The 25,479-nt window shown below is 69.0% G+C and carries 25 protein-coding genes; 12 read left to right on the plus strand and 13 right to left on the minus strand.

What is annotated here, in order from left to right; genetic code table 11:
- Positions 1 to 117: 117 nt before the first annotated feature.
- The 9 genes from ACWGID_RS39740 to ACWGID_RS39780 form a co-directional block, all read right to left on the minus strand.
- On the minus strand, positions 118 to 1,167 hold the full coding sequence (locus tag ACWGID_RS39740; RefSeq protein ID WP_452204557.1) for a VPS10 domain-containing protein: 1,050 nt from the start codon (positions 1,165 to 1,167) through the stop codon (positions 118 to 120).
- A gap of 153 nt (positions 1,168 to 1,320) precedes the next feature.
- A complete protein-coding gene (locus ACWGID_RS39745) occupies positions 1,321 to 1,608 on the minus strand; it encodes a 4a-hydroxytetrahydrobiopterin dehydratase (RefSeq protein ID WP_452204558.1) in 288 nt (95 codons plus the stop codon).
- A gap of 4 nt (positions 1,609 to 1,612) precedes the next feature.
- A complete protein-coding gene (locus tag ACWGID_RS39750; RefSeq protein ID WP_452204559.1) occupies positions 1,613 to 3,034 on the minus strand; it encodes an MFS transporter in 1,422 nt (473 codons plus the stop codon).
- Between the two features lie 29 nt (positions 3,035 to 3,063).
- A complete protein-coding gene (locus ACWGID_RS39755) occupies positions 3,064 to 5,037 on the minus strand; it encodes an ABC1 kinase family protein (RefSeq protein WP_452204560.1) in 1,974 nt (657 codons plus the stop codon).
- A 143-nt stretch (positions 5,038 to 5,180) separates the two neighbouring features.
- Positions 5,181 to 5,933 carry a succinate dehydrogenase/fumarate reductase iron-sulfur subunit gene (locus ACWGID_RS39760; RefSeq protein ID WP_452204561.1) on the minus strand — a complete coding sequence of 251 codons (753 nt, stop codon included), beginning with the start codon at positions 5,931 to 5,933 and terminating at the stop codon, positions 5,181 to 5,183.
- A 69-nt stretch (positions 5,934 to 6,002) separates the two neighbouring features.
- Complete coding sequence (locus ACWGID_RS39765; protein WP_452204562.1) at positions 6,003 to 7,883, minus strand: fumarate reductase/succinate dehydrogenase flavoprotein subunit; 1,881 nt, start codon at positions 7,881 to 7,883, stop codon at positions 6,003 to 6,005.
- Positions 7,884 to 7,911: 28 nt separating this feature from the next.
- Positions 7,912 to 8,712 carry a hypothetical protein gene (locus tag ACWGID_RS39770; protein WP_452204563.1) on the minus strand — a complete coding sequence of 267 codons (801 nt, stop codon included), beginning with the start codon at positions 8,710 to 8,712 and terminating at the stop codon, positions 7,912 to 7,914.
- Positions 8,713 to 8,791: 79 nt separating this feature from the next.
- On the minus strand, positions 8,792 to 9,094 hold the full coding sequence (locus ACWGID_RS39775; RefSeq protein WP_387781663.1) for a hypothetical protein: 303 nt from the start codon (positions 9,092 to 9,094) through the stop codon (positions 8,792 to 8,794).
- Positions 9,095 to 9,196: 102 nt separating this feature from the next.
- Complete coding sequence (locus ACWGID_RS39780; RefSeq protein WP_452204564.1) at positions 9,197 to 9,829, minus strand: hypothetical protein; 633 nt, start codon at positions 9,827 to 9,829, stop codon at positions 9,197 to 9,199.
- 48 nt (positions 9,830 to 9,877) lie between these two features.
- Here ACWGID_RS39780 and ACWGID_RS39785 point away from each other — a divergent pair, with 48 nt between their 5' ends.
- The 5 genes from ACWGID_RS39785 (at position 9,878) to ACWGID_RS39805 (ending at position 14,152) form a co-directional block, all read left to right on the plus strand.
- The gene (locus tag ACWGID_RS39785) at positions 9,878 to 10,246 is read left to right on the plus strand and encodes a (deoxy)nucleoside triphosphate pyrophosphohydrolase (RefSeq protein WP_452204565.1); all 369 of its coding nucleotides are present in this window, start codon (positions 9,878 to 9,880) and stop codon (positions 10,244 to 10,246) included.
- Between the two features lie 138 nt (positions 10,247 to 10,384).
- On the plus strand, positions 10,385 to 10,681 hold the full coding sequence (locus tag ACWGID_RS39790; RefSeq protein WP_452204566.1) for a response regulator transcription factor: 297 nt from the start codon (positions 10,385 to 10,387) through the stop codon (positions 10,679 to 10,681).
- A gap of 82 nt (positions 10,682 to 10,763) precedes the next feature.
- Complete coding sequence (gene mshB / locus ACWGID_RS39795; RefSeq protein WP_452204567.1) at positions 10,764 to 11,675, plus strand: N-acetyl-1-D-myo-inositol-2-amino-2-deoxy-alpha-D-glucopyranoside deacetylase; 912 nt, start codon at positions 10,764 to 10,766, stop codon at positions 11,673 to 11,675.
- 61 nt (positions 11,676 to 11,736) lie between these two features.
- Positions 11,737 to 12,255 carry a flavin reductase family protein gene (locus tag ACWGID_RS39800; protein ID WP_452204568.1) on the plus strand — a complete coding sequence of 173 codons (519 nt, stop codon included), beginning with the start codon at positions 11,737 to 11,739 and terminating at the stop codon, positions 12,253 to 12,255.
- Positions 12,256 to 12,367: 112 nt separating this feature from the next.
- Positions 12,368 to 14,152, plus strand: coding sequence for a VanW family protein (locus ACWGID_RS39805; protein WP_452204569.1), 1,785 nt, complete (start codon positions 12,368 to 12,370; stop codon positions 14,150 to 14,152).
- A gap of 4 nt (positions 14,153 to 14,156) precedes the next feature.
- Here ACWGID_RS39805 and ACWGID_RS39810 read toward each other — a convergent pair whose 3' ends face one another.
- The gene (locus ACWGID_RS39810; protein WP_452204570.1) at positions 14,157 to 14,594 is read right to left on the minus strand and encodes a type II toxin-antitoxin system PemK/MazF family toxin; all 438 of its coding nucleotides are present in this window, start codon (positions 14,592 to 14,594) and stop codon (positions 14,157 to 14,159) included.
- Between the two features lie 54 nt (positions 14,595 to 14,648).
- Between ACWGID_RS39810 and ACWGID_RS39815 the strand changes: the two genes are divergently transcribed.
- Positions 14,649 to 16,010 carry an MFS transporter gene (locus ACWGID_RS39815; RefSeq protein ID WP_452204571.1) on the plus strand — a complete coding sequence of 454 codons (1,362 nt, stop codon included), beginning with the start codon at positions 14,649 to 14,651 and terminating at the stop codon, positions 16,008 to 16,010.
- Here the strand turns inward: ACWGID_RS39815 and ACWGID_RS39820 are convergent.
- The gene (locus ACWGID_RS39820) at positions 15,992 to 16,840 is read right to left on the minus strand and encodes a GNAT family N-acetyltransferase (RefSeq protein ID WP_452204585.1); all 849 of its coding nucleotides are present in this window, start codon (positions 16,838 to 16,840) and stop codon (positions 15,992 to 15,994) included. The two genes, ACWGID_RS39815 and ACWGID_RS39820, sit on opposite strands and share 19 nt — an antisense overlap.
- Here ACWGID_RS39820 and ACWGID_RS39825 point away from each other — a divergent pair.
- Together ACWGID_RS39825 and fdxA are read left to right on the plus strand one after the other, a co-directional pair.
- Complete coding sequence (locus tag ACWGID_RS39825; protein WP_452204587.1) at positions 16,775 to 16,915, plus strand: hypothetical protein; 141 nt, start codon at positions 16,775 to 16,777, stop codon at positions 16,913 to 16,915. The genes ACWGID_RS39820 and ACWGID_RS39825 overlap by 66 nt on opposite strands.
- A 121-nt stretch (positions 16,916 to 17,036) precedes the next feature.
- Positions 17,037 to 17,363: a ferredoxin gene (gene fdxA, locus ACWGID_RS39830; RefSeq protein WP_012923087.1), complete on the plus strand. Its 327-nt coding sequence runs from the start codon at positions 17,037 to 17,039 to the stop codon at positions 17,361 to 17,363.
- 48 nt (positions 17,364 to 17,411) lie between these two features.
- On the opposite strand, the gene ACWGID_RS39835 is transcribed toward fdxA, so the two are convergent.
- Positions 17,412 to 18,383 (minus strand): hypothetical protein, encoded by a 972-nt coding sequence (locus ACWGID_RS39835; protein WP_452204572.1) that lies wholly within the window; start codon positions 18,381 to 18,383, stop codon positions 17,412 to 17,414.
- 175 nt (positions 18,384 to 18,558) lie between these two features.
- The gene (dapD, locus tag ACWGID_RS39840) at positions 18,559 to 19,497 is read right to left on the minus strand and encodes a 2,3,4,5-tetrahydropyridine-2,6-dicarboxylate N-succinyltransferase (protein WP_452204573.1); all 939 of its coding nucleotides are present in this window, start codon (positions 19,495 to 19,497) and stop codon (positions 18,559 to 18,561) included.
- Positions 19,498 to 19,551: 54 nt separating this feature from the next.
- Between dapD and ACWGID_RS39845 the strand changes: the two genes are divergently transcribed.
- The 4 genes from ACWGID_RS39845 to ACWGID_RS39860 all read left to right on the plus strand — a co-directional run bounded on the left by ACWGID_RS39845 (position 19,552) and on the right by ACWGID_RS39860 (position 25,382).
- Positions 19,552 to 20,400 (plus strand): phosphotransferase family protein, encoded by an 849-nt coding sequence (locus tag ACWGID_RS39845; RefSeq protein ID WP_452204574.1) that lies wholly within the window; start codon positions 19,552 to 19,554, stop codon positions 20,398 to 20,400.
- The gene (locus ACWGID_RS39850) at positions 20,397 to 21,290 is read left to right on the plus strand and encodes an NAD-dependent dehydratase (protein ID WP_452204575.1); all 894 of its coding nucleotides are present in this window, start codon (positions 20,397 to 20,399) and stop codon (positions 21,288 to 21,290) included. The genes ACWGID_RS39845 and ACWGID_RS39850 overlap by 4 nt, the downstream gene beginning before the upstream one ends.
- Positions 21,291 to 21,383: 93 nt before the next feature.
- A complete protein-coding gene (locus ACWGID_RS39855; RefSeq protein ID WP_452204576.1) occupies positions 21,384 to 22,121 on the plus strand; it encodes a DUF3800 domain-containing protein in 738 nt (245 codons plus the stop codon).
- 174 nt (positions 22,122 to 22,295) lie between these two features.
- The gene (locus ACWGID_RS39860) at positions 22,296 to 25,382 is read left to right on the plus strand and encodes a GH92 family glycosyl hydrolase (RefSeq protein ID WP_452204586.1); all 3,087 of its coding nucleotides are present in this window, start codon (positions 22,296 to 22,298) and stop codon (positions 25,380 to 25,382) included.
- Positions 25,383 to 25,479: the final 97 nt, after the last annotated feature.

The raw sequence follows: 25,479 nt of genomic DNA on the forward strand, positions 1-25,479 counted from the left end.
TTTTCTTGGGCCGCGGCCCCCCCCCCACCACCCACCCCCCCCCCCCCGCGCGCGCCCCGCTGGGGGGGGGGGCGGGGGGGGGGGATGGGTGGGGGTTGGTGAGTGGTGCAGGTCCGCCTACCGCTCCTCGGCGAGTCCGAGGTAGAGGATCTTCGGGTCGGCGGGGTTGAAGGCGAGCGACGGGATGCCGTCGTTGCGGTTGTGGTTCTTGGTGAGCTCGCCGGTCGACGGGCGGAAGCGGTACAGGTCCGCGCCGTAGTTCGCGAACGACGTGCCGTAGCTGAAGTACAGCAGGTCCGGGTCGGCCGGTGACGCCCACATCCGGTTGCCGTTGATGAGGGTGGCCCGGCTCTGGTCCAGCACCTCGCGGAACTTCAGCCCGCCGTCGGTGGACTCCCAGATGAACCGCGTCGACCGGTCCCGGTCGTAGCCCTCCATCCAGACCTTCGACGGGTCGGCCGGCGAGATCGCCAGGCTGAACGCGTTCACCCGCTCGACGGGCCGCGACCGCGTCCACGTCCGGCCGCCGTCGTACGTGACGTAGACGCCGTCCGACATCACCCCGATCACGATGTGGTCCGGGTTCCGCGGGTCCACCACCGCGTCGTACAGGAAGAGATCACGAGCCGCGGGTACGCCGACGCGCTGCCAGGTCATCCCGTCGTTCGAGGAGTCCCAGAGCTGACCGTCGCCGGCGACCGCACGGAGCCGTCCGGGGCGGGCGTCGAGCGCCGCGAGCCCACCACCGTCGACGGGCCCGGCCACGGTGCTGACCTGCGATCCGTGCACGCGATGAATGGGCTGGTCGTTGACGCTGTAGATGTACGCCGAGTCGCCCGGGCCCGGCTGGACGTCGTACGTGCTCAGGTCGTCCGGCGACTTGTCGAGCAACTGCCAACTGCAGCCGGCGTCATTGGACCGTTGAATCGATTGTTTGCCGATGGAGATCAGCGTGTTCGGTTCGTCGAGCGTCGCGACCTTCGCGTATGTGACGGGGCGCAGGGTGCCGGTCGTGGGCGCGAGGGTCGCGCCGTCGGACTCGGTGATGGTCACCGAGCCGTCGCCGTACACGGTGTCGCAGTGCGGCTCGTTCCAGAACCAGCCGGGGCCTGTGGCGGTCGGGACGAGCAGGAGAAGAGCGGACAGGGCACTTCCGAGGGCGGTCATCCCTTAGATGTAAGGGCTTCCGGGCGCGCGCCACCAGCGCCTGCCGTGACCGACAGGCGCCATGACGAGAACACGTCAGGCAGCTCAGGCCGGGTCAGGCAGAGTCAGGCAGAGTCAGAAAGGGTCAGAAAGGGTCAGAAAGGGTGAGGCAGCTCAGCCGATGGCGGTGTCGACGTGCCGGGCCAGCACCAGGTCGTCGTCGGTGATGCCGCCGGCCTCGTGGCTGCTGACCTTGAAGGTGATCGTGGTGTAGCGGATGTCGATGTCCGGGTGGTGGTTCATCGACTCGGCCAGCTGGGCGACGGTCGCGACCAGCCGGATGCCGTCGAGGAACGTGTCCCGCTTGACGCTGCGCACGAGTTCCTGGTCGACGACCTTCCACTCCGGCAGGTGGTCACGAAGCGCGAGGTCGATCTGGTCATCGGTCAGGAGCTCAGCCATGCGCTCACTCTAGACCCTGAGCAATCTCGCTGAGTGCCACGCGGCGGGCGCGGGGGGCTGCGAGGAAGCCGAGGAATGCCAGTACGGCGCCTGCGGTGATGATCGTGCCGAAGACCCAGGGGCGTGGGTTGTCGGCGTTGAACGCGAGCAGAGTGCCGCTGATCGACAGTGCGGTCGCGACGCTCATCGTCGCGGCCATCTGGCCGGCGCTGCTGTTCCGGCCGGAGTTGTGGTGGTCGGACAGGTCCAGGGTGAGAACGGACAGGCTCGACGAGCTCAGGCCCATCCCGATGCCGGCGAAACCCCAGCCGATCAAGCCGATCCACGAGGTCGCGTCGGTCCAGGCGAGCAGCGAGGTGACCGCGACGCCGACGGTCATGAAGGCGAGACCGGTGCGCAGTACAGTCACTCGTTCGACGCCGTGCTCACGACCCTGCAGCCAGGATCCGAGCGCCCAGCAGACGCCGGTGATCGACAACGTCACGCCGGCGCGCGACGGGCTGAAGTCGTGCTGCAATGTGAGGAGCAGCGGCAGGTACGCACCCACACCCGCGAAGGCCGCTCCGCCGAGTCCCCGGACCGCGACGACCGCGGGGAAGCCGCGCCGGGCCACGAAGGTGCCGGCCGGCATCACGCGGACGGCGGCTCGTCCGAGGACGGCGAGCGCGACGACGATCGCCGTACCGCCGATGATCGGGTGGGCCTGGAGGTGGTCGCCGGCCACGGTCATCGAGAACAGGGCGACGGACGCGGCGAGGGCCCAGGGGAGAGCGGCTCGCCATGCCTCGAGTTCGGCGGCGTCCTCGGCGGTTCGTTCCGGGGCAGGTACGTCGACCGACTGCCGCATCGCCGGGCCGAGCAGCAGCCAGCTCGGGATGAGCAGGACGACCGCGGCAAGGAACACCCAGCGCCAGCCGAACTGCTCGGTCACCACGCCGGTCAGCACCGGACCGAGAACCGAGGGCAGGATCCACATCGCCGCGAACAGCGAGAACATCCGCGGCCGCAGTACGGCGGGCAGTGCGCGGGCCACGAGCACCATCAGCGACACGTCGAGCAGTCCCTCGGCGAAACCGCTGAGCAACCGGCCCCCGATCACCATCGGCATCGCGGTCGCGGTCCCGACCAGCAGTTGCGCGAGCGCGAACGAGACGGCACCGGCACGCAGGGTCGGGATCGGTCCGCGGCGGTCGGACCAGAGCCCGGCGATCGCGAGCGAGATCAGGTAGCTCGCGTTCGGCGCCGCGTTCGCGAGGCCGAAGCTGCCGAGCGCGTGGAACTCGCGAACCATCGTCGGCAGCGCCGTACCGACGGCGCGGTTCTCGAAGGCGCCCAGGGTGACCAGGCCGATCACGCCCAGCACCAGCGGCAGGTGCTGGCCGGTGAACAGGCGGGGCCGGGTCTCGGAGGCGGTCGTGGAGGACATGCCCGCTATCGTCGAAGCTCAAGTTCGCTTTAAGTCAAGTGCCGCGGCAACCGGAAGATCAGTACGAGAACCCGGAGCACCAGGACCGCGCAGATCACCAGCAGGTTGTAGCCGATCAGCTGGAACAGCGACATCGCATCGGTGACCTGCGGACCACCCGGCGTACCGAGCAGGAGGACGGCCATGATGCCCGCCGTCGCGCCGAGCACCGCCAGCAAGACCTGGTGCAGCAGACCGGTGAAGTGCCGGCGGTCGCGTTCGTCGGCGAGCAGGCGGACGTTCATCCCGAGCCGGCCGCTCTCCGCCGCGGCCGCGATCCGGTCGATCCGCCGCGGTAGCCGGCGCAGCATCGGCAGCAGCGTGGCGAGCTCCTCGGTCGCCGTACGGCGCAATGCCTCGGGGGCGAGCCGGTCCGTGACATGGGCGCTGGCGAACTGCCGGGACGCTGCGACCAGGTCGAACCCGGGGGAGATCCGCGAGATCGTGCCCTCGATCGTGGCCAGTGCGCGGAACACGGCGGCGACCTCGGGCGGTACGCCGAGTTCGTGCGAGGTGATGATCCGGAACAGGTCGTTGAACATCGCGGGGCCGAGCGCCACACCGGCGGCGAGGTGCTTGGTCATGAACTGGCCGACGGCGCGCTCCAGCGCTCGTTCGTCGATGACGTCGGGGCGGTGCACGATCTCGAGCAGGGCGTCGGTCGCGGCGATCGGGTCGCCGTGGTCGATGGCGAGCAGGAAACGCTGCAGGGCGTCCCGGGTGGCCGGGTCCAGGCGGCCGACCGAGCCGAGGTCGAGCATCCCGATCCGGCCGTCGGCGAGCAGCAGGAAGTTGCCCGGGTGCGGATCGGCGTGGAACACGCCGTCGATCGCCACCTGGCCGAGCAGGCAGTCGAAGAGCGCACGACCGAGGCGCACCGGGTCCAGCCCGCGGTCGGCGATCGCCTGCCGGGCGTTGCCGAGGCCGATGCCGTCCAGCCGCTCCATCGTGAGGACGCGGCGGGTGGAGTGCTCGGCGTACAGCCGCGGAACGACGAGGTCATTGCTGGCGGCAACGGATCGGCCGGCGGCGACGGTGGTCATGTTGCTGGCCTCGACGGTGAAGTCGAGCTCCTCGCGCATCGCGTCCGCGAAGCCGTCGGCCAACGCCCGGACGCCCATCGAGCGGCCCCAGTCGGTGTTGCGGTCCAGCAGCCGGGCGAGGCGGCGGACGATGTCGAGGTCCCGGTCGACCAGGTCAGGGATCGCGGGACGCTGGACCTTGACGACCACGTCGGTGCCGTCGATGAGGCGCGCGGTGTAGACCTGCGCGACCGAGGCGGCCGCGAGGGGCTCGGGGTCGAAAGCGGCGTACAACTGGGTGGGTGGGGCGCCGAGGTCATCGGTGAGGACCTGTTCGATCTGCGGCCAGGGTGCGGGGGAGACCTGGTCCTGGAGACGGCTCAGCTCAGTAGCGACCGAGCTCGGGATGATGTCGCTGCGGGTCGACAGCACCTGGCCGAGCTTGACGAAGGTGACGCCGGCTTCGTCGAGCGCGAGTCGCAGCGAGCGGGCGAGCTCGGCCTGGCCGGCGGCGTTCTCGCGGCCCGGGCGGCGGCGCCCGCGCAGGTACGGACCGAGGCCGTGCTTGAGCGCGATCCGGAGGATCTGCAGGTACCGGCGGGTCCGGGCGATCCGGCCGCTCACGTCGCGGCGCAGATCGCGGGCCCGGGGCAACGATCCGGTCGGCACCAGCGCCTCGGACAGGACCAGGAACACCAGCCCGGCGAGCATCGCGCAGAGCGTCGTCAGGACCAGGAACGCGATCGCGGCGCCGTTGGAACCCGTGAACGGCGCCCGGCCGACGAGCGCGTTGGCGATCGGGCTGAACAAGCTCAGCGTGACCGCCGCCGCCAGCGCCATCCGCACCAGCCCGAACCGCACCCCGAGCAGCCGCTGCGCGGTCGGCACGAAGATCACCAGGAACACGCCCAGGCTGAACAGACCACCCAGCACAACATCCATGCCCGGAACCCTAGGCGCGGACCGGCGGTGAAGAACTCACCCACGCGAGGGAACGGCCCCCGAAGCGTCCCTTCAAGCCGAAGCCCCCGGAATCTCAGCGGATTCCGGGGGCTTCGTACAGCGCAGTCAGCGCGGTCAGTGCATCAGGCCGGGCGGCGGCGGATCTTGTTGCCGAGCCAGACCAGCGGGTCGTACTTGCGGTCCGCGACGCGCTCCTTCATCGGGATCAGCGCGTTGTCGGTGATCTTGATGTGCTCGGGGCACACCTCGGTGCAGCACTTGGTGATGTTGCAGAAGCCCAGCCCGTGCTGCTCCTGGGCGGCCTTCTGCCGGTCCGCGGCGTCGAGCGGGTGCATGTCCAGCTCGGCGATCCGCATCAGGAACCGGGGACCGGAGAAGCTCTCCTTGTTCTCCTCGTGGTCCCGGATCACGTGGCAGGTGTCCTGGCACAGGAAGCACTCGATGCACTTGCGGAACTCCTGCGACCGCTCGACATCGGCCTGCTGCATCCGGTACTCACCCGGCTTGAGGTCCGCCGGCGGCTTGAAGGCCGGCACCTCGCGGGCCTTCTGGTAGTTGAACGAGACGTCCGTGACCAGGTCCCGGATCACCGGGAAGGTGCGCATCGGCGTGACCGTGACGACCTCGTCCTCTGCGAACGTGTTCATCCGGCACATGCACATCAGCTTCGGCATGCCGTTGATCTCGGCGCTGCAGGAGCCGCACTTGCCGGCCTTGCAGTTCCAGCGCACCGCCATGTCCGGCGTCTGCGTAGCCTGCAGCCGGTGGATGACGTCGAGGACGACCTCGCCCTCGTTCACCTCGACCTCGTAGTCCTTGAGCTCGCCGCCCTCGGAGTCCCCGCGCCAGACGCGGAATTTGCCCTTGTAGCTCACCGGCGTCCTCGCTTCGCTGCGGGCGCCGCTGAGCAGAGCTCGCTCTGCTTGATGATGACTTCGCTCCGCTCAGTCATGGTTCGGCAGCTCCTCATCGGTCAGGTACTTCTTCAGCTCGTCGACCTCGAAGAGCTCCAGCAGGTCCTCGCGCATCGGGATCTGCTGCTCCTCGCTCACGTTCACCTGGCCCTCGGCGTCGAGCCGGCAGACCAGCAGCTTCTTGCGCCAGTCCGGCGACATCTCCGGGAAGTCGTCGCGGGTGTGACCGCCGCGCGACTCCTGCCGCAGCAGCGCCGCCCCGGCGACACACTCGGACACCGTCAGCATGTTGCGCAGGTCGAGCGCCAGGTGCCAGCCCGGGTTGAACTGCCGGTGACCCTCCACCGTCATCTTCGCGATCCGGCCGCGGAACTCGGCCAGCCGGCCGAGCGCCTGCTCCATCTCGGGCTCCCGGCGGATGATCCCGACCAGGTCGTTCATCGACTGCTGCAGTTCCTGGTGGATCGAGTACGGGTTCTCGCCGCCCTCGAGCTCGAACGGCGCCAGCGCCTCGGCGGCCGCCGAGTCCACGTCGGCCTCGTCGATCGTCGGCCGCTCGCCCAGCTGGTCGACGTACGTCGCGGCGCCCATCCCGGCGCGCCGGCCGAACACCAGCAGGTCGGACAGCGAGTTGCCGCCGAGCCGGTTCGACCCGTGCATCCCGCCGGCCACCTCACCGGCGGCGAACAGCCCCGGTACGACGGACGACGCGGTGTCGGGGTCGACCTCGACACCACCCATCACGTAGTGACAGGTCGGGCCGACCTCCATCGGCTCCTTGGTGATGTCGACGTCCGCCAGCTCCTTGAACTGGTGGTGCATCGACGGCAGCCGCCGGGTGATCTCCTCGGCCGGCAGCCGGGTCGACACGTCCAGGAACACGCCGCCGTGCGGAGTACCACGGCCGGCCTTCACCTCGGAGTTGATCGCGCGGGCGACCTCGTCACGAGGCAGCAGCTCCGGTGGGCGCCGGTTGTTGTCGGCGTCCTTGTACCAGCGATCGGCCTCTTCCTCGTTGTCCGCGTACTGCGCGCGGAACACGTCCGGCACGTACTCGAACATGAACCGCTTGCCCTCGGAGTTCTTCAGCACGCCACCGTCACCACGGACCGACTCGGTGACCAGGATGCCCTTCACCGACGGCGGCCAGACCATGCCGGTCGGGTGGAACTGGATGAACTCCATGTTGATCAGCGTCGCGCCGGCCCGCATCGCCAGCGCGTGCCCGTCACCGGTGTACTCCCAGGAGTTCGAGGTGACCTTGAAGGACTTGCCGACGCCGCCGGTGGCCAGCACCACGGCCGGCGTCTCGAACAGAATGAAGCGGCCAGACTCGCGCCAGTACCCGAAGGCGCCGGAGATCGCGTCGCCGTCCTTCATCAGCTCGGTGATCGTGCACTCGGCGTACACCTTGAGGTTGGCCTCGTAGTCGCCGGTCGCCTCGAAGTCTTCCTGCTGCAGCGAGACGATCTTCTGCTGCAGGGTGCGGATCAGCTCCAGGCCGGTGCGGTCACCGACGTGCGCGAGCCGCGGGTACGTGTGCCCGCCGAAGTTGCGCTGGCTGATCCGGCCGTCGGGGGTGCGGTCGAACAGCGCGCCGTACGTCTCCAGCTCCCACACCCGGTCGGGAGCCTCCTGCGCGTGCAGCTCGGCCATCCGCCAGTTGTTCAGGAACTTCCCGCCGCGCATCGTGTCGCGGTAGTGGACCTGCCAGTTGTCGTTGGAGTTCGCGTTGCCCATCGCGGCCGCGCAGCCGCCCTCGGCCATCACCGTGTGCGCCTTGCCGAACAGCGACTTGCAGATGATCGCGGTCTTCTTGCCCTGCTCGCGGGCCTCGATCGCCGCGCGCAGGCCGGCGCCGCCGGCTCCGATCACGACGACGTCGTAGGAGTGTCGTTCCAGCTCAGTCATAGCTCAGAGATCCCTAAAGAGGTGCACATCAGTTGATGAAGCGCAGGTCGGAGAACCATCCGGCGGACAGCGCCATGATGTAGAAGTCGGTCAGGATCACGGTGAACAGCGACGTCATCGCGAAAGTGCCGTGCTTCGGGTTCAGCTTGGACACGAACGTCCAGTACCGATAGCGCATCGGGTGCTTGGAGAAGTTCTTCAGCCGGCCGCCGACGATGTGCCGGCAGGCGTGGCAGGACAGGGTGTACAGCCACAGGGCCACCAGGTTGATCCAGATGATCAGGGTGCCGAGGCCGATACCGAAGCCGCCGTCCTTGCCGTGGAAGGCCTGGATACCGTCGTAGACGTTCAGCAGACCGAAGACCAGCGCGCCGTAGAAGAAGTAGCGGTGCAGGTTCAGCGCGACCAGCGGGAACTTCCGCTCACCGGTGTAGGTCTTGTGCGGCTCGGGCACCGCGCACGCGGCCGGCGCCCAGAACAGCGACCGGTAGCCGGCCTTGCGGTAGTAGTAGCAGGTGCCGCGGAAGCCGGCCAGGATCACGAACGTGATCAGGCTGAACGGCACGAAGCGCGGGAACGCGCCGAACCAGGTCCCGAGGTGGCTGGAGCCTTCGACACAGCTGCTGGTCACACACGGCGAGTACAGCGGCGTGAGGTAGTGGTACGCGTCGACCCAGTACCACTTGTTCATGAAGATGCGGACCGTCGCGTACGCGATGAAGAACAGCAGGATCACGCCGATGCGCAACGGCGCGAGCCACCATCGATCCGTTCGTGCGGTCTTGAGGCCGATCTGCGCGCGCCCCGGGGCGTCAACTCCAGTGGCCATCAGAACCGTCCTCGCTTCGCTGCGGGCGCTTCTGATGCCCAGATGGCGCTGTCCTTAATGGTTCTCTCGCTCCGCTCGTTCACGGTGCGTGCCTGTCGGGTGCGCCGAAGCCTTCGTGCTCCGCGTCGGTCCACATGGACGCGTCATACTCCACGTCGGAAATCTCCTCGAGTTCCTCCGGAACTGGTCCGGGCCTGTGCCTGGGGTCGGGCGGGCCCAGCTCTGCGAGATCGTCGCTCAACCGGGCAACGTCGGACACCAGGCGGCGAATGCCGAGGGTGTCACCGTACTCCTGGCTGAGTCTGCCGACGGCCGCATGCAGTCCTTCGAGCGCGCGGACGACTCCGGCGGTAACGTCACGACCGCTGTTGCCCTCACTCATGCCGACTCCAGTGATGGTTATGTAGCTGTCAGTATGGGCACACTTTGCCCCTGCCGAGCGCCCAACGGAAGACCCCTCGGTACGGCGTGTTTCCAGTTAGGCTTACCTCAGTTGCGACCGTGCCGACGGGTGGAGTAATGGAGCGAATCCGGCCTGTAGGACAACGAGATTCGCCGGTGGGGTGAGTACTTCGGCCTCGCGCAGCCCGGGTGGTGTGCGCGCGGCGGCGTACCCCGTCCAGGACCAGGGGAGCACCTGGTGGTCGAGGATCAGCGCGGGGCTGCCGTCGTACCGGATCATCGCGCCGTCCGGGAGATCGGCCAGTGGGCGCACCGTCGTGCGTTGCCTTCTGGTGCGCGGTTCGACGCGTTCGCTGTGGAGTTGCGCGTCCATCGCCGCGGCGCGCGGGCGCTCGTCGAGGCCGCGGCCGGTCGCCCACGCGCCGGCGTACAGGAGGAAGTCCCTGCGGCGGCAGTAATGACAGGGGCGATGGCCGGCGGCGAGCGCGACGGCTTCGTCGAAGAAGAACAGTGCGGTCCAGCGGCCGGGTGGCATCGGGTCGCGCCGGATCCCCTTCCAGTCAAGGACGCAGCAGATCCACGCTTTCGAGCGCCAGCGGGTGGTTCCCAGGCGGCGATCCGGGCCGTGCAGGCTGCCGCGGTTGCCCATCAGCAGACCGCGGCCGGGGTCGGCGACGATCTCCTGGGTGGGCAGAACCCTGTTCTGCAACGGCATGGCGGCATCATCTCGGACCCGGCGGACAATTTCTGGCAGAGTCGCGACATGCAGACGGTGGTAGGAGTGGCTCTGGTCGAGGACGGTCGGGTACTGGCGGCGTACCGGCCGGGCGCCGACGGCGGGTGGGAGTTCCCGGGTGGGAAGGTCGAGCCGGGGGAGACCGACGAAGAGGCCGCGGTGCGGGAGATCCGCGAGGAACTGGACCTGGAGATCAAGGTCGGCACCTCGCTCGGGACAGGCGTCGACATCTCCGACACCTACCGGCTGCACGTCTATCTGGCCACGGTCGTCGCCGGCGATCCGGTACTGCGGGAGCACTCGGCGCTGCGGTGGTTCGCGGCCGACGAGCTCGACGAGAAGGACTGGCTGGTCCCCGATCGGCCCTTCGTCCGGGAGCTGCGCGAGCGACTTTGAGTGGCGGAAGTCACATCGCTGGTCGCCATCGGGAGCTCACGCCCGCGAACTGTATGGGTCGTTTGTATGGGTTGTACCTGGTGACCACTCGGGACCGTGGACAGAATCTTGCCCTGAACTCTTGGGGAGGAGTGACGCATGTCCGTGTACCCGGCCGTGCCGGTGGTGCGAAGGGAAGACTTCGCGCCCGAGATCGTCTGTGAGGTCTACGAACTCGGATCGCATCGGCGGACCCCCGCCGCGGTGAAGGAGCTGACCAGTCGGCAGGTCGCCATCGGCCGGATGATGTCCACCGGCGCGAAGGACGCCGCGATCGCGCGTGAGCTGGGGCTGTCGCTGCGCACGGTCCGCGCCGAGATCAGCGCGCTGATCGCCGGGCTCGGCGCCAAGTCGCGGTTCCAGGCCGGGTGCCTGCTGGTCCGCCGCTTCGGCTGAGTTCCCGCCGTACACCCGATGAGCTCCCGCCGGCCGCGCCCGCGCTCCGGAGACTGTCCGGACGCCGACGTAGGCTTTCGGCATGGTTGAGCTTGCTGAGCGCCGGCTGCTGCTGGTGCATGCGCACCCGGACGACGAAACCATCAACAACGGTGTGACGATGGCCAGATATGTGGCCGAGGGGGCGCACGTCACCCTGATCACCTGCACCCTCGGTGAGGAGGGTGAGGTCCTCGTCCCCGAGTTGTCCCACCTGGCCTCCGACCAGGAGGACGGCCTCGGCGAGCACCGGATCGGTGAGCTCGCGAACGCGATGGCCGAGCTCGGTGTCACCGACCACCGCTTCCTCGGCGGCGCGGGCAAGTACCGCGACACCGGGATGATCTACAACGATTCGGGCAACGCGGACGTCCCGCCGGAGACCCGTAAGGACAGCTTCTGGCAGGCCGACCTGGTCGCCGCGGCCAACGACCTGGTTCCGGTGATCCGCGAGCTCCGCCCGCAGGTCCTGGTCACCTACGACCAGTGGGGGAACTACGGCCACCCGGACCACATCAAGGCGCACCGCGTCGCGACGTACGCCGCCGACCTAGCCGCCGCCCGGTCGTACCGCGAGGATCTCGGCCCGGCCTGGGACATCCAAAAGATCTACTGGACCGCGATGGCCGAGTCGCCGATGCGCGAGCAGCTGCGGGCGCTCCGCGACGCCGGCGACACCACGACCTTCGAGGGTATGGACCCGGACGGACCGCTGCCCCCGATGATCACCCCGGACCGGCTGATCGACTGCGTGATCGAGGGCGAGGAGTTCATCGACCGGAAGATGAACGCGATGAAGGCGCACGCCACCCAGATCACCGTCGACGGCCCGTTCTTCGCCCTGTCGAACAACAACGGCAACCAGATCTGGGCCTCCGAGCCCTACCGCCTGGTCAAGGGCACCGCGGCCCCGGGCCCGGACGGTCTGGAGCACGACCTGTTCGCCGGTCTCTGAGGTGACCGTTCCCACACGCCAGGTTGAGGCATCAACCTTCGTGCGGGCATAACCTCAAGACGTGTCCTCGTCCGAGCTCAGTGGGAGTGTTCCGCCTGCGGAGTTTCGTGCTGCGCTCGGGCAGTTCGCGTCGGGGATCATGATCATGAGCACGTTGCAGGACGGTGTCGCGCATGCGATGACCGCGAACGCGTTCAGTTCGGTCTCGCTCGACCCGCCGCTGGTGCTGGTCTGCGTGGACAAAGGGGTCCGGATGCATGCCGCCGTACTCGACTGTGGGTACTGGGCGGTGTCCGTGCTCGCCGGGGCGCAGCGGGAGATCGCGGAGCGGTTCGCGCGGTCCGGGCGGGATCTGTACAGCCAGTTCGAGGGCATCGGGACGACGGCCGGCCCGAAGACCGGGTGTGTGGTGGTCGACGGTGCGCTGTCCTGGCTCGAGTGCCGGACGTGGGCGACGTACGACGGTGGTGACCACACGATCGTGGTCGGTGAGGTACTGAGCCTCGGGACCGGGGAGCCGGGTAACCCGAGCGCGCTGATCTACCACCGCAGTGACTACCGGAAATTGCCCGGCGACTGACCGTCACTGGTGGGGCAACCAGGGGCCGCCCCGACGGCAGGAAGGGCCCGGATCGTCCCGTAGGATGTCCGCTTGTGCCCTGACCACGGCCCGAGCAGGAGGACTTCGTCCGGTGGGGAGAAAGCAGCTCGCGGGGATCATCGCCGCCGCAGGGCTCGGTGTAGTCGTCGTGGGGTACGGCGCGGCGTTCGCGTTCGCCGGCGCCAAGATCCCCGCTGACACCACCGTGCTCGGAGTCCCGATCGGTGGCCTGTCCCAGGACGACGCCAAGACCAAGCTCGCGGCCGGTCTCAAAGACCGCCAGACGGCGCCGATCGCGCTGAAGGCGGGTGACGCCAAGTTCCAGGTGGCGCCGGCCGAGGCCGGGCTGTCGGTGGACGTGGACAAGACCGTCGACGCCGCGGGCGCCGGCCGCAGCCTGTCCCCGGCCCGGATCTGGCGCGCGCTGACCGGTGGGTCCGCGGTCGAGCCGGTGGTCAGCAGTGACGACGCGAAGCTGAAGACCGCCGTCGAGAAGCTCGCCGGCCAGGTGAACCGGCCGGCCACCGAGGGCACGATCACGTTCAAGGGCACCAAGCCGGTGACCCACGACCCCGCCGACGGGCTGCAGCTGGACTCCGAGAAGGCGCCCGCCGCGGTGCTCGCGGCGTACCCCTCGGATGGGCAGCCGAAGGATCTGCCGGTCAGCGTGTCCAAGCCGAAGGCCGGCACCGAGGCGATCGCCAAGGCGCTCACCGGGTTCGCCCAGCCGGCGATGTCCGGTCCGGTCCGGCTGACCGTCGGCTCCAAGTCGGTCGACCTGGAGCCGGCCGAGATCGCGCCCGCGCTGACGCTCACCGCGCGCGAGGGCGAGGTCATCCCGGCGCTGAACACCAAGGTGCTGGAGCCGCTGTTCCAGCAGCGGTTCAAGACCCTGGAGACGCTGCCGAAGGACGCGACGGTGCAGATCGTCGGCGCCGGGCCCAAGGTGGTGCCGGCCGTCGACGGGATGGTCGTCGACCGGACCAAGGTCGGTGCGGCGATCCTCGCGGCGCTGCCGAAGCCGACCGGCGAGCGGCGGGCCGCCGTCCCGCTGACGCCGAGCAGGGCGAAGTTCACCACCGCGCAGGCCGCCGCGCTCGGGATCACCCAGAACATCGGCGACTTCACCACCCAATTCCCGCACGGTACCGGCTACCGCAACATCAACATCGGCACGGCGGCGGCCAAGATCAACGGCACGCTGCTCAAGCCGAACGAGATCTTCAGCCTGAACAAGATCGTCGGTGAGCGGACCAAGGAGAACGGGTTCACCGAGGGCTACATCATCAGCGGCGGGAAGTTCGAGAAGGACTTCGGCGGCGGGGTGTCGCAGTCGGCGACCACGACGTTCAACGCGGCGTTCTTCGCGGGGCTGAAGATCGTCGCGCACAAGGCGCACAGCGTCTACATCAGCCGCTACCCGGTCGGCCGGGAGGCGACCGTCGCCTGGCCGTCCGTCGACCTGAAGTTCCAGAACGACTCCGGTCACGGGGTCCTGGTGCAGACGGTCTTCAAACCGTCGACGCCCGGGACCCAGGGCAGCGTCCGGGTGATCATCTGGGGCACGAAGTTCTGGGACATCACCGCCGGGCAGTCGTCGAAGACGAACGTCCGCAAGCCGGGCCTGGTCTACAACCCGGACCCGAAGTGCGAGGCGCAGGCGCCGACGCCGGGCTTCGACATCACCGTCTACCGGTACTTCGCGAAGAACGGCGTACGGCAGAAGACCGAGTCGTTCACGACGAAGTACAACGCGGCCGACGACATCCGCTGCGGGCCGAAGCCCGGCACCACGACACCGCCCCCACCGGGGACCTCGGTGCCGCCCCCGGGCCGGGGCAAGCCCGCCATCACCACACCCCGCCCGCCAAGCTGATTCGCTAGCTGCGGTGGAGCTTGTGCAGCTCCGCCGCGACCTGGTCGAACAGCGGCTCGTCGATCACGGCGCCCTCGCGGCGGACGTGCCCGGGGTCGATGCGCAGGACGCGGTCCAGCCGGACCTCGCTGGGCCGGTGCTCCTTGTCCCAGGGGCCGCTGCCGATGTCCAGCCAGACCCGGCCCCAGCGTGCCTCGTCGGCGGCGTCGCGGTCGTGGTCCTTGCTGGTCAGGATCAGCGCCAGCAGGTACGGCTCGTCCCAGCCGACGACCAGCACCGGCCGGTCCTTCCCGCGGCTGAAGTCCTCCTCGAACGGCACCCAGGTCCAGACGATCTCGCCCGGATCCGCCACCCCGTCGTCCGGGTGCGGCGCGTACTCCACGTGCACCGTCCCCTCGAAGTCTCCCGGGTACTCCGGCCGCTCGACCACGTGATCCGCCATGGCAAAGCAGAGTAGCCCCCTCACATCTCTGCGGGGTTGCGCCGTTCTATCGGCGTGCACATCACTCAGACGCGCAACCGGGGTGCGATCCTCGCCGTTCTGCTCACCGGTCAGTTCATGGCCAACATCGACACCGCGGTGGCGAACATCGCCGGCCCGTCGATCGGCGCCGACCTGCACGCCTCGGCGGGCGCGGTCGGCCTGGTCGTCTCCGGGTACGTCGTCGCGTTCGCCGTACTGCTGATCACCGGTGCCCGCCTCGGCTCCTCGATCGGCTACCGAACGACGTTCCTGCTCGGGCTGACCGTCTTCACCGCGGCCTCGCTCGCCTGCGGTCTCGCGCCCGACATCGTCACGCTCGTCGTCGCCCGCTTCGTCCAGGGCGCCGGGGCCGCGCTGATGGTCCCGCAGGTACTGAGCGGCATCCAGCTGCATTTCGAGGGCCGCGACCGGCTGAAAGCGCTCGGCTACTTCTCGATCGCGTTGTCCGGCGGCGCCGTCGCGGGTCAGCTCCTGGGCGGTGTACTGATTGCCGCCGACCTCTTCGGCACCGGTTGGCGGCCGATCTTCCTCGTCAACGTGCCGATCGGCATCGCGCTGGCGGTGGCCGGCCGTCGGCTGCTCCCGGCCGATCCTCCGGGCCGTCGCGATCGCCTCGACGTGACCGGCGTACTCGCCTTGTCCACAACGGTTCTGCTCGTCATCGTGCCGCTCCTGCTCGGCTCGGAACGCGGCTGGCCCACCTGGTCCTGGCTCTGCCTCCTGCTGAGCCTCCCGGCTCTGGCCCTCTTCGAGTACGGCGAACGTCGCACAGCGGGCCGTCCGCTCATCGCGAGGGAGGTGCTCCGCAACCGGTACGTCCGCGCCGGACTGCTCGCTCACGGGTGCACCAGCGGCACGTACTTCGCTCTGCTGTTCGTGCTGGCCCTCTACCTCCAGGGCGGTCTCCACAAGGGTCCGGCGTACTCCGGGTTCGCCATGGTCGTGTGGGTCGCTGCCTTCGGGCTGGCGGGACCTGTGATCCCGAGGCTGCGCAGGGGAGTGCGCTGGCTGCCTGTCATCGGCTGTCTGGTGCTGGCCGTCGGCTATCTGGCCGTGCTGGCCTACTTGGGCCTCGGCGGCACCACAGGTCCGCTCCTGTTCGCACTGCTCGGCGTTGGCGGGCTGGGGCTCGGCATCAGCGCCAACACCCTGATCGGTGCGGTCACGTCGAGCATGTCCTCGCAGTACGCCGCTGACCTGTCCGGTGTGGTCGCTACCAACGCACAGCTCTCTGGAGCGCTGGGCGTCGCGCTAGCCGGCTCTGCCTACGCTGCACTCGCTAGCGACCCGGTCCGCGCGCTCAGCGTCGTACTGGCGGGCTTCTTCGTGCTGACGCTGGTTGGAGCGGGTGCTGCTCACCGGTTGGTCAGATAGCGGTAGCGGTATGCCTCGCGGTAGCCGAGCCGCGTGTACGTCGCCATGCCGGCCTCGTTCTCCAGCAGGACCTCGAGGTACGTACGGCGGCCGCCATGGGGACCTGCCCAGCGGGCGAGACCCTGGACGACCGCAGTACCCAGACCGCGGCGGCGGAAGTCGGAACGGACCCGGACCGCGTCGACGCCGAGCCAGTGGCCTGTCATCGATCCGCGGGCGACAGCGGCTACCTGTCCGTCCAGCGTGATCGACGCGAACACAGCCTTCGGTGCACCCTCCATCACCTTCGGCGCCACCGCGGGCACCAGCCCGGCGAAAGCGGCGGCGTACCAGGCGTCACCAGGGTGCTCGTCGAGCTGTACGTCGTACCTCGGCTCGGCGTTCACGTGGTCGAGCGTGGTGTGCAGGACGAGTGTGTCGGACTGCTCCGGCCGCGCGTCGACCCAGCCGCAAGCCCGGAGCTCGGCGTCCTCGGGGCTGCCGAGCCGGATCAACGCCAGCGGCGGCAGCCCGCGCTCGTCGTAGAAGGCCTCGGCGTGCTTGAGCGCGTCGGCCACGGGCATCCCCGCGCTGCCAGCCGGGAGCAGCGAGTTGCCCCGGCCGGTCCAGCCCGCCGATGCTCGCAGCAACCAGCGCCCGACGTAAGCCGTCTCCGCGGCCGGGCGGCCCAGCGCGGTGGTGAGAAAGAGCTGGTCGACGTCGACCGGGCGGAGCGGCATTTCCGGGATCCTCTTGGCCGCTGTCACGTCGCCCGCCGGGATATCGTGCACCGTGCTGTCAGTGTGTCGGACGGTCAGCACCTGCGGCGTCCACGCCTGGAGAACCCCGATCAGGTCGGTCAGACCGCCCGGTATCCGGTGTCGGACCACGACACGGTGGCCGATATCACGGGCATCCAGGGCTGACACGATCCGGACTCCTGGCACAGTGGGCGACGTACTACCGTGATACTAGAGACACCGAGCACCACCGCATCGCAGCACCCCGAGACCCGCGCTGCGCTTGCCTGCCATAGGAGGAGTAGCAGTGACCTACGTCATCGCGCAGCCGTGTGTTGACCTGAAGGACCTCGCGTGTGTCGAGGAGTGCCCCGTCGACTGCATCTACGAGGGCAACCGGATGCTGTACATCCACCCCGACGAGTGCGTCGACTGCGGAGCCTGCGAGCCGGTTTGCCCGGTGGAGGCGATCTACTACGAGGACGACACGCCGGAGCAGTGGAAGGACTACTACACGGCGAACGTCGACTTCTTCAACGACCTGGGTTCCCCGGGCGGCGCGTCCAAGCTCGGCAAGATCGACAAGGACCACCCGTTCATCGCGGCGTTGCCGCCGCAGGAACACGACGAGTAAGTAGCTGAACACAGAAATGGGACGTCCCGGTGCGGGGCGTCCCATTTTCTAGTGGTCGAGCACGTCTACATGCACGTGGTCGAGATGCCGGAGGATCTTGGAGTCCCCGGAGCGCTCCGGGGGCGTGTAGTCCCGCCACCCGCTGTCGGACTTCGAGCCGGCCGTCCAGATCTTGTCGCTGAAGATCACCGTCTTGATCTTCAGCAGGTCCGCCCGCGCGACCAGGTACTGCGCCATCGCCCAGCCCTTGGTGGTGTTCGCCGCCGAGATCGGCCGCACGAACACATCCACCGCGCGCCCGTCGTAGTGCGCCGACCCCTCCATGTGACCGGACTTCACCCCGTTCGCGGCGTACCCACCGGTCGACAGCTTCCCGAACGTCCGGATCAGATCCTTCCGTACGGCGTCCGCGCGCGGCGTCAGCCCGTCGCTGCCCGCCTGCTCCTGCGCCACCGTCTCGGTGTTCACGGTGCAGCTGAACACGCTCTTCGACTGCCCGGTGAGCGCCGACGCCAGCACCCGCGCGTCCGCCTCGTGGTCGGCGTACGCGGTCGGGAATGCGCTGCGCTGCACCTTGTCCGCGGCGACCGTGATCGCGAGCTTCTGGTAGTTCTTGATCTTCACCAGCGCGTCGTAGAACTTGCCGGCCGCGTAATACGGGTCCCGGACCTGGGTCGCCGTACCCCAGCCCTGCGACGGGCGTTGCTGGAACAGCCCGAGCGAGTCCCGGTCTCCGTGCGCGAGGTTCCGCAGGTCCGACTCCTGGTACGCCGTCGCGAGCGCGATCGTCGCCGCGCGGGCCGGGAGACCGCGCCGTACGGCGATGCCCGCGATGATCGCCGCCGACTCGGCCTGCTCGAAATCCAGGACGGTCTGCTGCCCGTTCACCGTGGCCGTGCACTGCTCGCGCGGCGGCAGCAGGTTGCCCACGTGCTTACCGCCGAGCCACGCGATCCCGATGCCGATGACGAGGCTGAGCCCGCCAATGGCACCCACGGCCACCAGGGCACCACGCTTCATCGACATACCGCTCCCAACGTCCGGGGGCGGGGGTCGGGTTCCGGTTCGCGGGTCACGAACTGGATGACGTGCGCAGCCTCACGCTGGTTGCCGAAGTCATACTTTCGGACGGCCCGGCCGGCGAAGGTTCGCGCTTTCGGACGGTCGGGCGGTCGGACGGACAAGCTGACGGACGTCAGGCGTTGGCGTGCAGCGCCTCGTTCAGCGTGATGCCCTCGCCGGTGCGCGGGCGGGCCTCGACGGCGCCGGTGACCGAGTTGCGGATGAAGAGCAGGCCGGGCTGGCCGGACAGGTCGCGGGCCTTCACCACGCTGCCGTCCGGGAGGGTGACCTTGGTGCCGGCGGTCACGTACAGCCCCGCCTCGACCACGCAGTCGTCGCCGAGCGAGATGCCGGTGCCACCGTTCGCGCCGAGCAGACAGCGCTTGCCGATCGAGATCACCTGCTTGCCGCCGCCGGACAGCGTGCCCATGATCGACGCGCCCGCGCCGATGTCGCTGCCGTCGTCGACCACGACACCCGCGACGATCCGGCCCTCGACCATCGACGTCCCGAGGGTGCCGGCGTTGAAGTTCACGAAGCCCTCGTGCATGACCGTCGTCCCCGAAGCGAGGTGCGCGCCGAGCCGGACCCGGTCCGCGTCGCCGATCCGGACCCCGGACGGTACGACGTAGTCCGTCATCCGCGGGAACTTGTCCACGCTCGTGACGCTCAGCTGCTGCCCCGCGGCCCGGGCCCGCAGCCGGACGGTCTCGATCTCGTCGACCGGGACCGGGCCGTGCGACGTCCACGCGTTGTTCGGCAGTGCGGCGAAGATGCCGTCCAGGTTCACGCCGTGCGGGCGGACCAGGCGGTGCGACAGCAGGTGCAGTCGCAGGTACGCGTCCGCCGTACCGCTCGGGGCGTCGTCCAGGGTGATCTCGGTCGCCACGACCTGACGCCGTACCTGCCGGAGGTCGTCGTTGCCCTCGGCCGCGATCAGCGCGGCCGGAGCCTTCGCGTCGGCCGGCTTCGAGCCGAGCTCGGGGGCCGGGTACCAGACGTCGAGGATGTCTCCCGCGGGCGTGACGGTGGCGAGGCCGAAGCCCCAGGCGTGCGTGGCGTTCTCGGTCATGACCCCCACCCTAAATCGACCGCACTCGGCGACTCGCCGTGGTCTACTTTCTGGATGCTTCCCCGCTGGCTCGACGTCGTCGCCGATCCGATCCTCGAGGCCACGAAAGCTCCGGCCGTCACGGAGTTGCACGGAGAGTTGCTGCGGCAGTGGGGATCGTCCGAGGTGTGGCGATTGTCGTTCGGGCTGAACAGCGTGATCGTCAAGCGGGGCACCGACGGGCAGGCCGACGAGGCAGCCGCCTACGAGCGGTACGTCGTCCCGCTGGACCTCCCGGCTCCGGAGCTGATCCACCGGCACCGGTCCGACGACGCCGGGGTGCTCGTGCTGGCGGACGTCGGCCGGGTGACGCTGGAGCAGGAGCCGACGGCCGAAGGATTCGCGGCCGGCGCCGAGTTGCTCGCGACGATTCGCGGCCGATCGGTGGACGGGCCGAGCGAGTTCCCGCCGGAGCGAGTCGCTGAGATGGCGGCGCGGATCGGGCGGATCGAGTTCGGCCTGGAACCGCTGACCGAGGCGCTGGCTGCGGTGCACCGGGACGCGCCGACGGCCGTCGTCCACGGTGACTTCGTGCCGAAGAACCTGGTCACCGACGGGACCGACTGGACGGCGATCGACTGGCCGGGCGCGTACCAGGCGCCGCATCTGAGCGACCTCTACACGCTGGTCCGCGACGCTGCCGCACTCGGCCACGACCGGGCCCCGATCGTTGCCCAGTACACCGAGGCGATCGGCGGGAACCCCGCCGTGGTGGAACGCCAGATGCTGGTCGGCGGCGGATGCTTCTACCTGGTGGCGCTGATGTTCATCGTCGAGGAAGGGCTGCGGACCATTCCGGAATCGGTGAACTGGATCGACGGGTTGCTGACCGAACTCCACGACCTCGTCGGGTCGCTGGCGTGAAGCTCCTAGTCTTGGGTGGCACCAAGAATCTCGGTCGGCACGTCGTCGAAGCCGCCCTCCGCGACGGTCACAAGGTCACCCTTTTCAACCGCGGCCGGACGAATCCCGAGCTGTTTCCGTCGGTACGCCGAATCACCGGCGACCGCGCCGCACCGCAGGTCCTCGCCGCGGGGGAGTGGGACGGCGTGATCGACATGTCCGGGTTCCTCGTCCGCGACGTCTCGCTGAGCGCGTCCGTACTGCGCGACCGCTGCGGTCACTACACGTACATGTCCTCGATCGCCGTCTACGCCAGCAAGACCACACCCGGTATGACGGAGTCCGCGGCACTGCTCGACTGGCCGGACGGAGCTCCCGAGGACCACTTCACGATGGATCTCTACGGCCCGTCGAAGGTCCGCAACGAATCGTTGCTCACCGCCACCTTCGGCGACCGGACCGCCGCCGTACGCTCGGGTTTCGTCGTCGGCCCCTACAACCCCGACTTCGGCAACTGGGGCTGGGCCCTCGCCCACGACCTCCCGATGGAATGCGCCGCCCGCCCCGAGCAGCCCATCCAGTACATCGACGCCCGCGACCTGGCCGCGTTCCTGCTCCACCTCACCGTCAACCACCTCCCCGGCCCGTTCAACGCAGTAGGCCCCACCCGCACCATGTCCCACCTCGCCACCGCCTGGCGCACCGCCGTACCCAACCCAAAACCCATGAACTGGTCTCCACCGGTAGACCGCTTCCACCTCCCCCACGACGGCACCAACGACGGCACCTTCCAACTCGCCAACACCCGAGCCCTAGCAGCAGGCCTCCAACTCCGCCCAGACGAAGAAACAGCCCGCGACTACGTCACCTGGGTCCGACAAGGCAACATCCCGCCAGACCCACCGCACTGATTTCGGGGCATTCCGGGGCATCGCGGGGCAGATATCCACAGGTGCGATGCGAGGCCCGCCCTACGGGCATTCGGCCACCTAGGGTTGCGCCCCATGTACTTCGAGCGGCCGCTGGTGCGTGCGTATGTCGACGAGACCGGTGACCGTGGAGTGTCAGCGCGATCTTCGCGGTACTTCGGCATGGTCGCGGTGATCGTGGCCGACGAGGACGACGCGGGTCTGCGCCGCGCGATCGCCGAGTGCCGACACCGGCTGTCGGTACCGCTCACCAAGCCACTGCACTGGACCGAGCATGTGAAGAGATTTCCCCGTCGTCAGTTCGTCGCGTCGCAGCTTGCGCGGGTGCCGGGAGCGATGTTCGATGTCGTGCTGGTGGAGAAGACCGCAGTTGCCGGAGCTTTGTCCGACCAGGTCGCGTTCTACAACTTCGTTGCCGGCAGGGTGCTCGAGCATGTCCTGGACGCCGCGGACGACTGGCCGGGCGGCCGCCGCGACGTCGTGGTCAGCTTCGGGCACGTGCGCGGCTTCCGGCACGAGGAGACGCTGGCGTGGTTCGAGAAGTTGCGGGCCAACGAATCGCCGGACCTGCCATGGGATCTGCTGCGCGGCAAGCCCAAGTTCTTGGGCCCTGGGCAACTCGACGGACTGCAGGCCGCGGATCAGTACTGCGGGATGCTTCGGGCCGCGTTGGAGCCGGATGAATTCGGCGGTTTCGAAGCGCATCATCTGATGGCTGTCCGGCATTCGATCCGGGACCCGGACGGGTTCGAGGGGATCGTGCTGCCGGGGACGATGGCGGCGTATCCGTGGTGGCCGGTCGATGGAATGTGACGAGGCCCTCGATGGTCCGGAGCGCCGCACCATACAGGCGGGTCTGACAGCAGACCTGGCGTTCTCTCCGCGGCCATCGAAGGCCTCGTGGGAACGAGGATAGCAGCAGGCTCCCGGTCCAGCATGGAAACGTTCCGCCGGAGCCGCCGCATTGATTCGTAGGATTGGCGGGTGATGATCGAGACAGGTGGTGGACCGGCCGGACCGACCAGCCCGCGGGCGGGGTTCAGCGGGGTTGACGGGACGCGGTACTTCGGGACCAGTGGTGGGCGGCAGGAGGTTGAGCTGCCGGGGGCCGGGGGAGTGGTCGCGACCGGGGACCGGCTGCGGTACAAGATCTATCCGGTGCTCGACGCGGCGCTGAGTTATGCGGCGACGTACGCGGCGGTGGAGCTGGTGTTCGCGGACGGGTCGCGGCTGACCGGTGCGCTGGACCAGTACGGGAAGCCGGCCGACGCGGCGGGGCAGGGTGCGGCGAAGATCCTGTACGCCGACCAGTGGAACGACGTACAGATCGACCTGAGCGCGGCCGCCGGGAAGACGATCGCGCAGGTCGTACTGGTGCTGGACGCACCGGAGGCGGGCCACGAGTTCGCGGGCTGGATCGACGACGTCGAGATCGGGCCGGCGCCGGCCGAGCCTGACGGTTCGGACCTGGCGGCGTACGTCGACACGCGCCGCGGCACCAACGCCAGCCACGGGTTCTCCCGCGGCAACACGCTGCCGATCACGGCCTGGCCGAACGGGTTCAACTTCGTCACGCCGGTGACGGACGCGTCTACGCACCGCTGGCCGTACGAGTACCACCGGGCGAACAACGCCGACAACCGTCCCGAGCTCCAGGGCCTGACGTTCTCGCACCAGCCGAGTCCGTGGATGGGCGACCGCGATCAGCTGACGATCATGCCGGTCGCGGCCGCCGAGCCGCTGGGCGATCCGGCCGAGCGCGCCGCCGCGTTCAGCCACGACGACGAGATCGCGCGCCCTGACCTGTACTCGGTCGCCCTCGCGAACGGCATCCGCGCGGAGCTCGCCCCGACCGACCACGGCGCGATCTTCCGCTTCACGTTCCCCGCGGACGCGGCCGGGCGGCACCTGGTGCTCGACACGATCGATGAGAACGGCGCCTTCGAGTACGACGGGACCGCGGTCACCGGCTGGGTCGAGAACGGCTCGGAGACCGGCCGCACGCGGATGTACTGCTACGGCGAGTTCTCCACCGCCCCCGCGAGCTTCGGTGCGACCCGCGGTGGTCGCGAGAACGCGCGCGCCGCGAGCTTCGACGTCCCCGAGGTGACGTTGCGGATCGCGACGTCGTTCATCGGCGTCGACCAGGCGCGGCACAACCTGTCGCTCGAGCTCGGCGGGACGTTCGACGAGATCCACGCCGCCGCGAACGCCGTGTGGAACGAGCGGCTGCAGGTGATGCGGCCGGAAGGCGCGACGGCGCCGCAGTTGCGGACCGTCTACGGCAACCTCTACCGACTGAACCTCTACCCGAACTCGCACTTCGAGAACACGGGTACCGCCGACGCCCCGGAGTACCGCTACGCCAGCCCGGTCCTGCCCGTCGAAGGTACGGCGACCGCGCGGTCCACCAATGCGGTGGTGAAGCCCGGGAAGATGTACGTGAACAGCGGGTTCTGGGACACGTACCGGACCGCGTGGCCGGCGTACGCGTTCTTCTACCCGGAGCTCGCGGCCGAGCTGGTCGACGGGTTCGTGCAGCAGTACCGCGACGGCGGGTGGATCGCGCGCTGGTCGTCCCCGGGGTACGCGGACTGCATGACCGGGACGAGCTCGGACGTCTCGTTTGCCGACGCGTACCTCAAGGACGTGGCGCTGCCGGATCCGCTGGCGACGTACGACGCCGGGCTGCGGAACGCGACCGTCGCGCCGGAGGCCACCGAGGTCGGCCGGAAGGGTGTCGAGACCGGGTTCTTCGCCGGGTACGTGAGCACGGACACCGAGGAGAGCGTCTCGTGGTCGCTGGAGGCGTACCTGAACGACTTCGGGCTGGCCTTGATGGCGGCTCGGCTCGCTGACGACCCGGCTGTTCCGGCCGCGCGGCGCGCCGAGCTCCGCGAGGAAGCGGAGTACCTGCGGCGCCGGTCCCTGAACTACGTGCTGCTGTTCGACGAGGACGTCAACTTCTTCCAGGGCCGTCGGCCGGACGGCGCGTTCGCGAAGAAGCCCGCCGACTTCGACCCCGAGGAGTGGGGCGGCGACTTCACCGAGACCGACGGCTGGAACTTCGCCTTCCACGTCGCCCACGACCCGCGCGGCCTGGCCAACCTGTATGGCGGCCCGCGCGGTCTGGAGGCGAAACTCGACGGGTTCTTCTCGACCCCCGAGCTGGCGGTGAAGAAGGGCACGTACTCGATCGTCATCCACGAGATGGTCGAGGCGCAGGCGGTCCGGATGGGGCAGTTCGGCTTCAGCAACCAGCCGGCGCATCACATCGCCTGGATGTACAACTACGCCGGCGCACCGCACAAGACCCAGGCGATCGTCCGCGAGGTCCTCGACCGCCTGTACGTCGGGGAGCAGATCGGCCAGGGTTATCCCGGTGACGAGGACAACGGCGAGATGTCCGCGTGGTACCTGTTCGCCGCGATCGGGCTGTACCCGCTCCGCGTCGGCGCTCCGGAGTACGCGATCGGCTCGCCGCTGTTCCCACGGACCACGGTCGCGCCGCTCGGTGGTACGCCGTTCACCGTCACGGCGACGAACCCCGAGCACCCGTACGTCCACGAGGTCCTCGTCGACGGCAAACCGTTGCCCGTAGCATCCATCGACCACTCGGCCCTTGCCGGTGGGGCCGAGCTGCAGTTCACGCTCGGCGCAGACCCGTCCGACTGGGGAAGCCTGGAGTCCCCGCCGGCGCTCACCACCGACGACGCCGTGGCGAGGCCGCTCGTCGACCTCGTCCCGGTCGACCTGGGTAACCCGCTCTTCGACAACACGTCCGCCAGGGAAGCAAGCCTGGACGCGATCACCACGTGGTCCCTCCCGGCGCCGGCGACTCCGACGATCTACACGCTCACCTCAGCGCAGGCCGAGACGGCGCCGACCGAGTGGCGCCTGGAGGGCTCGACGGACGGCACCACCTGGACCACGCTGGACGAACGCGCCAACCAGTCCTTCCGCTGGAACCGCCAAACCCGTCCCTTCACGATCACCACCCCCGGCGAGTACCAGCACTACCGCCTCACCCTCCCGACCCCCACTCCCCTCACCCAAATCGAGCTCCTCGCCTAACTTGCCCGGCCAGGGGGGGGGGGGGGGGGGTGTGGGGTTGGGGCGACGCCCCACTCTGCGGGAGGGTGCAGGCGACAAAAACACCCACAAGCGCGTG

This window comes from Kribbella sp. NPDC054772, assembly GCF_053611945.1.